Below are 13,298 nucleotides of genomic sequence, written 5' to 3'. Positions count from 1 at the left end.
ACCCGTACCGATGATCGAGGTCTCCTGGGCGGTCGCGCTGGTGGCGGGCGCCTTGTCGCTGCTCTCTCCCTGCAGCGCGCTCCTCTTGCCCTCCTTCTTCGCCTACGCCTTCGCGTCCCGGCGCCGCCTGATCGCGCGGACGGCGGTCTTCGCGCTCGGACTCATGGCCGTGCTCGTCCCGCTCGGATTAGGGGTGCGCAGCGTCGTCGGTGCGGTCACCGAGCATCGAGGCATCGTCATCCAGGTGGCGGGCTGGCTGCTGATTGGCCTCGGTGTCCTCACGGCTCTGGGTCGCGGTGTCCTGCCGTGGGCGCGCCCGATCCAACAACGGACCGCTCATTTCGGTACGACCGCTCGCGCCGGGGGGCTCGCGAGCTGGTTCGCCACGGCCGGACTGGGGGCTGTCTACGGTGTCGCCGGGTTCTGCGCTGGGCCAGCCCTCGGTGCGATTCTCACCCTTGCGGCGACGACCGGGACCGCGGCCGAAGGGGGCGTGCTGCTCGCCCTCTACGCGCTCGGGATGAGCGTCCCGCTCTTCCTCCTCGCGCTGCTCTGGGAGCGCCTCGACCTCGGTTCGCGGTCGTTCGTCCGCGGACGGGTCATCGAGATCCCGCTTGGGCGGTGGCGGATCCCCCTTCACACCACCTCGGTCCTCTCCGGCGCGCTCTTTATCGCCGTCGGTGTCCTCTTCCTCGTCTACGACGGTGGGGCCAGTCTGCAGACCCTGACCCGGATCGACCTGAGCTCGCTCCAACTTGGGGCGCAGCAATGGGTGATGAACTCGTTGGGGGCGATCCCCTGGTGGACCCTGCCAGCGGCGATCGCGCTCGGCGCGCTTACGGTCGCCTGGCGACGCGCCCGCTAGCCCCAGCCCCGCCCCCACCGTGCCGTCGCCGAGGAGATTTCGGCATCCAGGCAGCCGCTCGGCGCGTCTCGCGCCACGTTCGCCGGGCGAAGGGCGACCCGCTGTGGTCACCCATCGCCGCTCCCGCCACGATGGGGCTATGAGCAATGGCGCCTACGCATCGGCATACGAGCAGAGCATCTCCGACCCGAACGCCTTCTGGGGTGAGGCCGCTTCGGCCATCGAGTGGATCACTCCCCCGTCGACGGTGCTCGACGACAGCAACCCGCCCTTCTACCGCTGGTTCAGCGACGGGACGCTCAACACCTGCTTCAACGCGGTCGACCGTCACGTGCGCGACGGCCGCGGCGGCCAGGACGCGATCATCTATGACTCGCCCGTGACGGGCACCAAGAGGCGCCTCACTTACGACGAGTTGCTCGACCAGGTTTCTCGGTTCGCCGGGGGCCTGCGCTCCCTCGGCGTCGAGAAGGGCGATCGGGTCGTCGTCTATATGCCGATGGTCCCCGAGGCGGTCATCGCGATGCTCGCCTGCGCGCGCCTCGGCGCGATCCACTCGGTGGTCTTTGGTGGGTTCGCCCCGGCCGAGCTCGCGGCGCGGATCGAAGACGCCACCCCGAAGGTCATCGTTTCGGCGTCGTGTGGCATCGAGCCGAATCGGGTCATCGCCTACAAGCCGATGCTCGATGCGGCGATCGAGCGCAGCGAGCACAAGCCGGACAAGGTCGTCATGCTCCAGCGCGAGCAGGCCGTCGCCGACATGGGCGAGCGCGATGTGGACTGGGGCGAGTTGATGGAGGGCGCGGAGCCTGTCGACTGCGTCGAGGTCGCCGCGACCGACCCGCTCTACATCCTTTACACCTCCGGGACCACGGGCCGCCCCAAGGGGATCGTCCGCGACAACGGCGGGCATGCGGTCGCCATGCGGTGGTCGATGGAAAACATCTACGACGTGCACCCCGGCGAGGTCTGGTTCACGGCGTCCGACGTCGGCTGGGTCGTCGGCCACTCCTACATCGTCTACGCCCCGCTGCTCACCGGTGCGACGACGATCGTCTACGAGGGCAAGCCGGTCGGGACTCCTGACGCGAGCGCCTTCTGGCGGATCATGGGCGAGTACGGCGCGGTCGCGATGTTTACCGCACCGACGGCCTACCGAGCGATCAAGCGCGAGGACGCTGGGGCCGAGCTCAAGGCCGGGTACGACCTGAGCGCCCTGCGCAATGTCTTCCTCGCGGGCGAGCGACTCGACCCGGACACCTACGAGTGGGCGAGCAAGATCCTCGGCGTCCCGGTCGTGGACAACTGGTGGCAGACCGAGACTGGCTGGGCGATCGCGGCAAACCTGCGTGGTCTCGAGCCCATGCCGATCAAGGCGGGATCCCCGTCGGTGCGTGTCCCTGGCTATGACGTGCAGGTCCTGGACGAGGTCGGGGCCGAGTGCGAGCCCGGCAACGAGGGCGCGATCTGCATCAAGCTCCCGATGCCGCCCGGCACCCTCCCGACCTTGTGGCAGGACGATGAGCGCTATGTCTCGGGTTACCTCACCGCCTACGAGGGCTACTACCTCACCGGCGATGGCGGGATGATCGATGAGGACGGCTACCTCTTCGTCATGGGCCGCACCGACGACGTGCTCAACGTTGCTGGTCACCGCCTCTCCACGGGATCGATCGAGGCGGCGCTCGCGGGACACCCGGACGTCGCCGAGTGCGCGGTGATCGGCGTTGCCGACGACTTCAAGGGGCAGATCCCCCGCGGTCTGGTGGTGCTCAAGGGCAACGTTGACGCCGAGGCCGAAGGGGATCGGATCCGTCAGGAACTCGTCCAGCGCGTGCGCGACGAGGTCGGCGCGGTGGCTTCCCTCAAGCAGATCGACATCGTCGGCGGCCTGCCGAAGACCCGCTCGGGGAAGATCCTGCGCAAGACCATGCGCGAGATCGCCGATGGGAAGACGCCGAACGTGCCCGGAACCATCGAGGACGCCTCGGTCCTCGACACCCTGGGCCCGATCCTGCGCGGCTAGGGGCTCGCGGCCCACCATCACCGCGCTCGGTAGTCGAAGGTGCCCCGGTCGAGGACGACATCACCGGAACTGTCTCGGGTCTGGAAGATCGCCCGCCCGCCGTCGGTCCAGACCGTCACCGTGAGGGCCTCACCCGGCATGACTGGCTTGCTGAACAGTCCATACATACCGGAGACACGGGTGGCATCGCCCTCGCACAGCGCATTGATCAGGAGCCGCGAGGTGATCCCATACGTACACATCCCATGGAGGATCGGGCGCTCAAACCCGCCCTGACGCGCGTACTCCGGATCGGAGTGCAAGGGGTTGCGGTCGCCGGAGAGACGGTAGAGGAGTGCCTGGTCCTCTCGAACGGTCGCGGTGAGTTCGTGATCGGGGCGGCGAAGGGGGATCTTCCCCTGCGAGCCTGGTTGCTTGTCGCCGCCGAAACCCCCTTCGCCTCGGACAAACAGCCCCGTCGTGCTGGTCATGAAGAGGTCACCCGCGTCGGCGTCGGTCAAGGTGGTCTCGATCGTGACGAGTGCCCCACTGCCCTTGTCGTACATGCCGGTGACCACCGATGAGATCCGGGCACTTCCCTCAACGGGAAGAGGCTTGTGTACGACGAAGCCCTGGTCGCCATGGAGGACCTGCGACCGCGGGAAGTCGCCGAGGTCCGGACGGTTGCCGTGCGTCATCCCCACGACGACGCCAAAGGCGGGGAGCACCTGCTGGATGACTGCGCTCGAGTTCTCGGTCGTGAACTGCAACTCGGCGAGCGGGTCCTGCTGCCCGGCCCCTACCCCGAGCGCATAGATGATCGCGTCCCGGTGGTCCCACCGGGACAGGGCGGGTTCTTGGTTTGCACCGACTACCGCGCGGTTCATCACCATGTCAGCGCCCTAGCCTCTGTGGTACTTCGGGGGGCGCCGCTCACGCCAGGCATCCCGCGCCTCTCGAGCGTGGTCGCTGGTGGCAGCCAGACCCATGTACGACGAGATGAGGTCCAAGTTGGTCCGTAGGTCGTTGTGCAAACTGAGGTGAACGGCGCGCGTGATGAGCCGGGTGGCGACCGGCGGTCCCGCGGCGAGCCGAGCAGCAAACGCCTGAGTCTCGGCCAGAAGGTCGGCGTCATCTACGACCCGTGACACCAGCCCGATCGCCAACGCCTCGTCGGCCCCCACCGCATCACCGGTCAGCAGCAACTCGAGCGCCTTGGCTACCCCGACGATGCGCGGGAGGTAATGGGCGCCGCCGTCGCCCGGCACGAGCCCGAGCGTCACATAACCCTCACTCATCCGCGCGCGTCTCGCCATGTAACGGATGTCGCACATCAGCGCCATGTCCATGCCCGCCCCCACGGCGACGCCATTGACCGCAGCGATCGACGGCTTATCCAGGTCATCCATCGCGAGCGCGACGCGATGGACATGCTCGGTCAAGGTCGCGCGCCCGACGAGGGGCGAGTTCTCCATCCCGTCGATCATGGTGAGGTCGCCGCCGGCCCAGAGGTCCACCTCGGCGGTGCTCCAATCGTTGATCTTCTCGGCCCACTCCGCCGCGCCGCCAAACTCCTCGGCCCAGGACCAGAGGCGCGTTGTGGCCCGATGGAGGTCGTGCTCGCGGGTCGTCCCGATGGCTCCGTGGACTTGGTGGGCGGCTCGAGCGATCCGAGCTGCGGCCTCGGAGGCGTTCTGCTTCGCCGCGGCGCTCGCGAAAGCCTCACCGCTTGTCCCGACCAAAGCGACCGCCGCCCGAGTGCTGCTCTCGATGAGGAAGGTCTCCGAGGCCATCTGAGCGAGGAGATGCTGCACCGCCTGAAAGCGGGCGATCGGGCGGCCAAACTGCTCGCGCTCGCTCGCGTACCTGACGCTGAGCTCCAGCGCTCGACGCGCCGCGCCCCTGATCTGGATCGCTCGCGCCAGGGCACCGCGCAGCCGGAACTGTTCCGCCGTGATGGTCGTAGGCAGGATCTCGGCCGCGGCGTGGGACAAGGTCACGGTGGAGCGGTCCTCCCCGGCGAGATTCCGGCCTGGCTCCACCTGAACGGCGTCTCGGGCCACTCGCGCGAGGAATCCACGACCGAGGATGACGAACTCTTCGGCGCGATCGGCCTGTGGGACGCGGCGGAAGTGACCCGAGACGCGCTCGCCGTCGATCTCGATGTCGCCAGCGATGGCGCTCGCCCGGCCCGTCGGGGCGTGCGCCCCCGAGGACGTGAGGAGCCATCCGGCAAGCCACCCCGTCTCCGCTACCGGCCCGTCGAGGAAGGCATACGCTGCCGCGTCCAGCACGACGGCGGCGTCGGCCACGGTGCCGCCACTGCCGCCGAGCACCTCAGGTAGGCCAATCCCGACGAAGCCGCCGTCCGCCAATGCAGCGAAATCCGCGCCGTCACCGAGCATTCGCTCAAGGATCCTCGCAATCTCGTCCTGCTCTGAGCTCATCTCAGCGCACCCCCAGACCGCGAGCGATGATGCCGCGCAGAATCTCGGTGGTTCCGCCGCGCAGGGTGAAGGTCGGGGAGTTGAGTCGTGCGGTGGCGATGAGCCTTGCGAGACCATCGGCTGACCCTGGGTCGGGCTCGATCCGTTGGCTCGCCAGGGCGGCGTCGACGACCTCATTTTCGAACTGGGTCCCTAGATCCTTGACCATCACGGCCTGAACCTCCGGCGGCGTCCCTCGCTCGATCGCCGCGTTCACGGCGATCGACGCCTGACGCAGGGCCCACAAACGCGCGAGGAGGCGGCCACGCTCGGCCCCCTTCACACTGGGCAAGAGGACCGCAGTCGAGAGCACCCGCTCGGGACCGCTGCGCTCGTAAGCCAGCTCGGCGTTGGCCTGCTGCCAGCCTCGTCCGGGCTCACCGAGGACCTCGTCGTCCCTCACGAAGGCCCGGTCGAACACCACCTCGCCGAAGTGCTCCGAGCCATTCATCCCTTCGATCGGCCGCACTGTCACGCCTTCGCTCGGCAGTGCCACCACGAACTGGGTGAGGCCGCCGTGCCGGTCATCTCGGCGTGCGGGCTCGGTCCGGGCCAGAACCACGATCGCGTGAGCATGGGGCGCCATGGAGGTCCAGACCTTCGCGCCGGTGAGTTCCCAGCCGCCGGGCACCTTCTCGGCGCGGGTGCGAATCGATGCCAGATCTGAGCCAGCGTCGGGCTCCGACAGCCCGATCGCGAAGTATGACCGCCCGCTCGCGATCGCGGGCAGCCACCGCTGCTTCAGGGATTCATTGCCGTACGCCAGCAGGCTCGGCGCCATCTGCCGGTCAGCGACCCAGTGGGCGAAGACCGGCGCACCGGCCGCCAGCAACTCCTCGACCACGATGTACCGCTCGAGCGGACTGCGCCCACCACCGCCGTACTCGACGGGAATCGTCATGCCGACCCAGCCCCGCTCGCCGAGGGCCGCGCTGAACTCCGGGTCGTAGGCACCGACCCATGAGTCAGCGATCGGGGTGAAGCTCTGGTCCGCCAAGAAATCGCGCACCTCCTGGCGCAGGGCCATTTCGTGTGCGGGGAACTCACCTGATGCAAGGGAGAGGCCCGCCACCTGACCAACAGGGCCCGCCGTGCGCGTCGACATCTCGGTCACTTCCTTGGTTGCCTGCTCGTCGAGGGCAACGTACCTACCCAGCCCTGGCATAGTCAATGCACGTTAACTTAAGCATCCTCAACCCCTGTCCTCGCTCGCCCAGTAGACTCCTTGCCATGCACGACCGTTCACCACGCAGGAGATGTGCGTGACCGGCACCCCCTCTCACCGCCGGGAGACCCGGACGCGCCTTCCTGCCGGACAGCGTCGGGCCCAGATCGTCGATGCGGCCGCCCACCTCTTCCGGCAGCGGGGATACAACAGCGTGGGGATCGACGACATCGGTGCCGCGGTCGGGATCAGCGGACCGGCGGTGTATCGCCATATCGCGAGCAAGGAGGCGTTGGTAGCCGAGATCGGCACGGGCCTGCTCGATGACATGGTCGCCGCGACCCACGCTGTGCTCGCGCAAGCACGCGCCGAAGGGTGGGAATCTCGCCCTACGCTCGATCACCTGATGTCACGGTCGGTGGCCGTCGGCCTCGAACACACGGCGGCCTTGACCGTGTCGGTGCGCCACCTGTGGGGGCTGGACGCGGGGCTCGCCGCGCCACTCTCGCAACGCTGGGCCGAGCTCCAGGCGATGTGGGGTCCCGTCGTCGGGGCGGTCCACCCGCACCTTCGCGTCGAGGACGCGGGCCTCACCATCCGCGCCTCCGCAGGCATGCTCATTGGCGGCGAACGGGCGTTAACTGACCTCCCCCATGACCGGGCGAACGCGCTCCTGTCGGACGCGATGGCACGCCTCCTGAGCGTCCGCTTGCCTCCCCCGTCTCGTCCGAACCCACAGCCCACGGGGATCTGGACCCGCTCCTCCCGACGCGAGCGACTCCTTGAGACCTCAATCGCGCTCTTTCGAGAGCGCGGGTATGGAGGTGTGTCGCTGGCCGACATCGCCGAGGCGGTCGGCGTCACGGCATCGGCTTCGTACCGCCACTTCGACAACAAGGAGGAACTGCTCACCACCGCCATCGACCGCGCTGGCGACCGCGTCGTCGCTGGGGTGAGTGAGGCGCTGCGGCATGCGGTGAGCGCCGAGGACGCCCTCGATCGGCTGCTCCGCTCGTACGCGCAGATCTGCGTTGACAACAGTGATCTCGTCGCGGTCGCCGTCACGGAGCGCTATCACCTGACCGACGACGCGAAGGCGCGACGACGCATGCGGGCGCGGCTGGTCGTGGAGGAGTGGGCTCATTGTCTCGCCGTAACCCGCCCCGACCTCACGAGCTCGCAGGCGAGTGCCCTAGCCGTCGCGGTCCAAGGGATGGTGATCGAGTGTGTCCGATCCTCGGCCCTCTCTCGCCGCCCCGATCTCGCCGACGAGCTCTACCGTCTCGCCCGCTCCATCCTCTCCTAGCAAATAGCGGCTCGCGGGGTGACTCTCCCGCCCCGGGTCCGCCTCAGATCTGCTGTTGCGGCACGGCCACCAGACCGGCATCGATCAGGCCGGCCGCCTCTTCGGCACCGATCCCAACATCAGCGAGCGCGCGCTCGATCGACGCGCGGTCAGCCGACATCCGCGGGGGCAGCGGCGCGGGGGTGGCCGAGAACCTCGGTGCTGGCACCGGTTGCATCACGCCATCGACTTCGACGAAGGTCGCCCGCGCCGCGACGTGAGGGTGATGGGGGGCTTCGGTCATCGAGAGCACCGGTGTCGTGCAGGCGTCGGTGCGCGCAAACGCATCCTCCCAATCGGCCCTCGGTTTCGTCGCGAAGATCGCGGCGATGCGCTCGGCCTGCTCGTCCCACCGGGAGCGATCAAGCTGCTGGGAGAAGAGCTCGTCGTCGGAGAGGTCCAGTACCTCTAAGAAGGCGCGGTAGAACGGTGGCTCGATGCACCCGACCGCCATGTGTCCTTCGTCCGCGCACCGGTAGGTCCGATAGAAGGGAGCGGCGCCGTCCAAGAGATTGGACCCCCTCTCGTCGATCCACATCCCGCTCGAGAGGAAGCCGTAGGTCATCGCCATGAGCGACGAGGCTCCATCGACCATCGCGGCATCAACCACCTGCCCCTTGCCAGTAGCTCGGGTGCTCAAGAGGGCGCAGGCGATGCCATAGGCCAAGAGCATCCCGCCGCCACCAAAATCTGCCACCAGGTTCAACGGAGGGACCGGGTCACGGCCCTTCTCGCCGATCGCATGGAGCGCCCCGGTCAGGCCGAGGTAGTTGATGTCATGCCCAGGAGTGTCAGCCCACGGACCCTCCTGGCCCCAACCGGTCATCCGGCCATAGACCAGTCCCGGATTTACCGCAAGCAGGTCCTCGGGACCAAGACCGAGCCGCTCGGCGACCCCGGGTCGAAAGCCTTCGATCACGACGTCCGCGCCGGCCGCCATGGTGCGCACTGCGGCGGCGCCTGCGGGGTCCTTTAAGTCGACGTCGATGGCGGTGCGCCCTCGATGCAGGATCGGGTAGCGATCCCACCCCGGCCCCCGCACCAGGCGGATCACCCGCGCGCCGAGATCGGCCAGCATCATCCCGGCGAACGGGCCGGGACCGATGCCACCGAGTTCAAGGACAGTGACGCCGGCGAGCGGGCCAGCTGGTGGGGGGACCGGCGACGAACCACCCGGTGTACTCATCCGTTCACCTCGTGACCTCTTCGCATGAAACGAAACGCGCCCTATAGGTCCCGGAGCAGCCTTAGCGGTGGCCTCCGGTAGTCAAACACCGATCGCCAGCAACGTCAATGAGCGTTAACTTCAGGCGCTTGACCCGATCGTCAGGCCCATGCGAGTCGATCGACCACGTGCTCGGCGATCGCCAGGCATGAGGTGGCGGCCGGAGACGGGGCATTACGGACCGCGGTCACCGCACCCGAACGCTCGATGACGAAGTCGTCGACCAGCGATCCATCGCGATCGAGCGCCTGCGCCCGGACCCCGCTCGGGCCCCGGGTGAGGTCCGCCGCCCGAAGCTCGGGGACATAGCGCCTCGCCGCGTCGACGAAGCGCCGCCCCGAGACCGATCCGAGGACCTCGCGGACGCCCGTCGGCCAGTGTTCTCGAGCCATCGAACGCAGCCCCGGCGAGCGCGCATAGTCGCGCACATCGGCCCAGTTGAGATCCATCCGGCCATACCCTTCCCGTGCCAACGCAAGCACCGCATTGGGGCCCACGTCGACGCTGCCGTCGACCCGGCGGGTCAGGTGGACCCCGAGGAATGGGTAGCGCGGATCGGGCACCGGGTAGACGAGGCCGCTCACGAGGTGAGCGCGCTCCGGCCGCAGGAGGTGGTACTCACCGCGAAAGGGCACGATGGCCGGATCTGGCGCACCGCCTGCAAATTGCGCGAGCCGGTCGGCGTGGAGTCCGGCGCAGATCACCACTTCGCGGGCGGTGAGGATCTCGGTGTGGGCGAAGGGGGATCCGCTCACCTCGCGACGCGCCGTGAGGTAAACGCCATCGGCCCCTTCGGTGAGGCCAGTGACCTCGCAGGACAGGCGCACTTCACCCCCTTCGGCCTCGATCTGCGCGGCCAGTGCCCGCGCGACCCCGGGGAAGTCGATCACCGCTGTCGTCGGGGAATGCAACGCGGCGACGCCGACGACGTGCGGTTCGAGATCGCGCAGACCGGAGGGGCCAAGCAGGTTGACCCCCGGGACACCGTTCGCCTCGGCGCGCTCGGCGATCTGAGTCAGTCGGTGCTGCTCGATCCCGGTCGTCGCGACGACGACCTTCCCCAGGTCCTGCCAGGCGACGTCATGCTCGGCGGCGAACTCGCGAAGGAGCCCCACCCCGCGGCGGACGAGTTGGGCCTTTAACGACCCGGGGGGGTAGTAGACCCCCGCGTGGACGACCCCGGAGTTGTGCCCCGACTGGTGGGCGGCGACATGGTCTTCCTTATCGACCACCAGGACGCTGGCACCGGGCCGGACCTGCTGGATTCGGCGAGCGATGGCAAGCCCGACCAGCCCTGCTCCGATGACCACGACATCCATCGATCCATCATCACCCGCGCCAGCATCCGCGCGGGTGCGGGGTGGCAAAGTGGGGCTCATGAAGATCGTCTCGCTCGAAGAAGTCGCCCGTATCGTCCGTGACCGCGGGGCCGTCGAGCCGCGGATCGTCATGAGCGGCAATTTCGCCGCGCCGGTGGAGTTGGCCGAGGCCGTCCTCGCCGAACTCCCTTCGGTCCGGTTGCATGCCCTCAACGCCCAGCCGTCGGTCTCACTCCACGACGGGGTGACTCCCGAGACCACCTTCGTTGGCCCCGCTTACCGCAAGCACCCGCGCCTGTCCTACGTCCCGTGCCGACTCTCGATGGTGCCGCGCCTCTTCCACGGTTTCCTGCGCCCCGACGCGGTCCTCATCCACACCACGGTCCCGCGCCACGGGAAGGTCTCCATGGGCCTCGAATGCAACATCCTCCCGGGCGCGATTGAGGCTGCCCGCCAGGTCGGTGCGCCGGTCATCGCCCAACTGAACCCCCGGATGCCGTGGACCTTCGGCGACTCCGAGTTGATGCTCGATGAGGTCGACTACGGTGTCGAGGTCGACGCCCCGATGACGACGCACAGCGCGCCACCCCCGGGCGATGACGCCCAGCTGATCGGTGCGCGCGTCGCCTCCGAGATCCGTAACGGCGCGACCCTCCAGGCCGGGATCGGCGAGGTCCCCGATGCGACGATCGCGGGACTCACCGATCGGCACAATCTGCGGATCTGGACCGAGATGTTCAGCGACGGAGTCCTCGCGCTCGAGCGGGCGAGCGCGACCGACCGCGGCGTGCAGATGGTGACCTCGTTCATCTTCGGCAGCCAGGAGCTCTACGACTGGGTCGATGACAACCCGCGGGTGCGGATGACGCGCACCGAGGTCACCAATGCCCCGTCCAAGATCGCCAAGCAGCCGCGGATGACGTCGATCAACACCGCCTTGCAGGTCGACCTCTACGACCAGGCCAATGCCTCACGGATGAACAACCGGATCTACTCCGGCTTCGGTGGCCAGACGGACTTCACCGTCGGAGCGAGCCACTCCCAGGGCGGACAGGCCTTCATGGCTCTGCGCTCGTGGCACCCGAAGGCGGACGTGTCGACGATCGTCCCCTTGATCGATGAGCCGGTGACCTCCTTCCAACACACCGCGGTGGTGACCGAACAAGGGCTCGCGTGGATGTGGGGCAACGACGAAAAGACGCAGGCCCGCAACATGATCGAGCAGGCGGCCCACCCTCAGGTGCGCGATGAGCTCTGGGAGGAAGCTGCCGCGATGGGCAAGGCCTAGGTCATCGGCGGCGGCGCGCGGTCCCGAAGATCGAGCGGGTGATCTCGCGACCGAGAACCGTCCCGGCCGAGCGCAGCGCCGACTTAAAGGCGCTCGATTGCACCACTTGCTCGACGATGCCGGGCTCCTCCTTCGCCGGCTTCGGAGCCGGCGCCTGCTTGGGAGCGGGAGCCGGAGCAGCCGGCTTCTCCGCCTCGGGCGCGGGGGCCGGGGCAGGTGCCAAGCGGGCCTTCAAGATCTCGTAGGCGGACTCCCGGTCGATGGCGGCCTGATACTTCGGCGCCAACGGCGACGCGGCGATCACCCCATCGATCACGGACTGCTCGCTCGGCGCCATCAAGGACTGCGGCGCACGCATCATCGTCCATGCCACCGGGGTCGGGGCACCACGCTCGGAGAGGACGGTCACCACTGCCTCGCCCGTGCCGAGTTGGGTGAGGAGCTCGGCGAGGTCGTAGTCGGTCTTCGGGTAGGTCGACACCGCCGCCTTCAGCGCCTTGGCGTCGTCGGGCGTGAAGGCGCGCAGGGCGTGCTGCACCCGGTTACCGAGTTGGGCGAGGACATCGCCCGGCACGTCCTTCGGCGACTGGGTCACGAAGAACACGCCGACCCCCTTCGAGCGAATGAGCCGGACGGTCTGTTCGATGGCCTCCTGGAAGGGCTTGCTCGCCCCGTTAAAGAGCAGGTGGGCCTCGTCGAAGAAGAAGACCAACTTCGGCTTATCGAGGTCACCGACTTCGGGCAGGTCCTGGAAGAGGTCGGCGAGCATCCACATCAAGAAGGTGGAGAAGAGCTTCGGGCGGTCCTGCACGGCCGGCAACTCAAGGCAGGTGACCATGCCCCGGCCGTCCGGGGCGATGCGCAGCAGATCGGCGGTGTCGAGTTCGGGTTCGCCGAAGAAGACGTCGGCGCCCTGGTCCTCGAAGGCGATGAGATTGCGCAAGATGACCCCGGCCGTCGCCGAGGACAAGCCGCCGAGGGCCTTCAGCTCCCCCTTCCCGGCATCGGAGACGAGGTAGGTGATGACCTCGCGCAGATCCTTCAGGTCTAGCAGGGCGAGACCGTTCTTGTCGGCGTAGTGGAAGACCAGGCCCAGGCTGGACTCCTGGGTGGCGTTGAGATCGAGGACCTTGCTCAGCAGGGTCGGGCCGAAGGCGGTCACCGTCGCCCGGACGGGAATGCCGTGGCCCATGCCACCGAGGGAGAGGAACTCGGTCGGGCAGCCCGCGCCGACCCACTCCTGTCCGACGGCGGTGGCCCGCTCGGTGATGCGCTCGTTCGCGACTCCAGGGCTCGCCATCCCGGAGAGGTCGCCCTTGATGTCGGCGAGGAAGACCGGGACGCCCTGCGCCGAGAGCTGCTCGGCCATCATCTGGAGGGTTTTTGTCTTGCCCGTCCCGGTCGCTCCGGCAACGAGTCCGTGTTTGTTGAGCGCACTGAGCGGGATCCGGACGGGGGCGTCGGGGTGCGCCTCACCATCGACCACGGCGGCCCCGAGCTCAAGCGCGCCGCCGGTGAAGGCGTAGCCGTCGCGGATGGTGTCAAGGAGTGAAGAGTCGGTCACGTTACGTGAGCGTACTGGGGTGATCTCCCCCTGCCG

General features: G+C 68.2%; 10 protein-coding genes. 4 read left to right on the top strand and 6 right to left on the bottom strand.

The features are described 5' to 3' along the window. Nucleotides 1–10: 10 nt before the first annotated feature. Nucleotides 11–865, top strand: coding sequence for a cytochrome c biogenesis CcdA family protein (locus AB8K43_RS02220; RefSeq protein WP_370890896.1), 855 nt, complete (start codon nt 11–13; stop codon nt 863–865). A gap of 139 nt (nt 866–1,004) precedes the next feature. Then, nucleotides 1,005–2,891, top strand: a complete 1,887-nt coding sequence (locus AB8K43_RS02215; RefSeq protein ID WP_370890894.1) for a propionyl-CoA synthetase — start codon at nt 1,005–1,007, stop codon at nt 2,889–2,891. A 17-nt stretch (nt 2,892–2,908) separates the two neighbouring features. Here AB8K43_RS02215 and AB8K43_RS02210 read toward each other — a convergent pair whose 3' ends face one another. From AB8K43_RS02210 to AB8K43_RS02200, 3 genes are read right to left on the bottom strand one after another with little or no spacing between them, the layout of a single operon-like run. Next, nucleotides 2,909–3,763, bottom strand: coding sequence for a MaoC/PaaZ C-terminal domain-containing protein (locus AB8K43_RS02210; RefSeq protein ID WP_370890892.1), 855 nt, complete (start codon nt 3,761–3,763; stop codon nt 2,909–2,911). 9 nt (nt 3,764–3,772) lie between these two features. Further along, entirely contained in the window at nt 3,773–5,317 is a 1,545-nt protein-coding gene (locus AB8K43_RS02205; protein ID WP_370890890.1) for an enoyl-CoA hydratase-related protein, read from the bottom strand. A gap of 1 nt (nt 5,318) precedes the next feature. Beyond that, a complete protein-coding gene (locus AB8K43_RS02200) occupies nt 5,319–6,461 on the bottom strand; it encodes an acyl-CoA dehydrogenase family protein (RefSeq protein ID WP_370890888.1) in 1,143 nt (380 codons plus the stop codon). A gap of 157 nt (nt 6,462–6,618) precedes the next feature. Here AB8K43_RS02200 and AB8K43_RS02195 point away from each other — a divergent pair, with 157 nt between their 5' ends. Next, complete coding sequence (locus AB8K43_RS02195; protein ID WP_370890886.1) at nt 6,619–7,827, top strand: TetR/AcrR family transcriptional regulator; 1,209 nt, start codon at nt 6,619–6,621, stop codon at nt 7,825–7,827. Between the two features lie 43 nt (nt 7,828–7,870). Here the strand turns inward: AB8K43_RS02195 and AB8K43_RS02190 are convergent, their stop codons facing one another. After that, nucleotides 7,871–9,052: a CaiB/BaiF CoA transferase family protein gene (locus AB8K43_RS02190; protein ID WP_370890884.1), complete on the bottom strand. Its 1,182-nt coding sequence runs from the start codon at nt 9,050–9,052 to the stop codon at nt 7,871–7,873. A 140-nt stretch (nt 9,053–9,192) separates the two neighbouring features. Further along, complete coding sequence (gene lhgO, locus AB8K43_RS02185) at nt 9,193–10,410, bottom strand: L-2-hydroxyglutarate oxidase (RefSeq protein ID WP_370890882.1); 1,218 nt, start codon at nt 10,408–10,410, stop codon at nt 9,193–9,195. Nucleotides 10,411–10,468: 58 nt separating this feature from the next. On the opposite strand from lhgO, the gene AB8K43_RS02180 reads away from it, so the two are divergent. Beyond that, entirely contained in the window at nt 10,469–11,698 is a 1,230-nt protein-coding gene (locus tag AB8K43_RS02180; RefSeq protein WP_370890880.1) for an acetyl-CoA hydrolase/transferase family protein, read from the top strand. A 1-nt stretch (nt 11,699) separates the two neighbouring features. On the opposite strand, the gene AB8K43_RS02175 is transcribed toward AB8K43_RS02180, so the two are convergent. Further along, the gene (locus AB8K43_RS02175; protein ID WP_370890878.1) at nt 11,700–13,262 is read right to left on the bottom strand and encodes a helicase HerA-like domain-containing protein; all 1,563 of its coding nucleotides are present in this window, start codon (nt 13,260–13,262) and stop codon (nt 11,700–11,702) included. Nucleotides 13,263–13,298: the final 36 nt, after the last annotated feature.

It is taken from the genome of Janibacter sp. GXQ6167 (assembly GCF_041365945.1).
Taxonomy (GTDB): domain Bacteria; phylum Actinomycetota; class Actinomycetes; order Actinomycetales; family Dermatophilaceae; genus JBGFSK01.
Note: the sequence above shows the minus strand (reverse complement) of the source record. Positions and strands in the feature narration are given on the sequence as shown.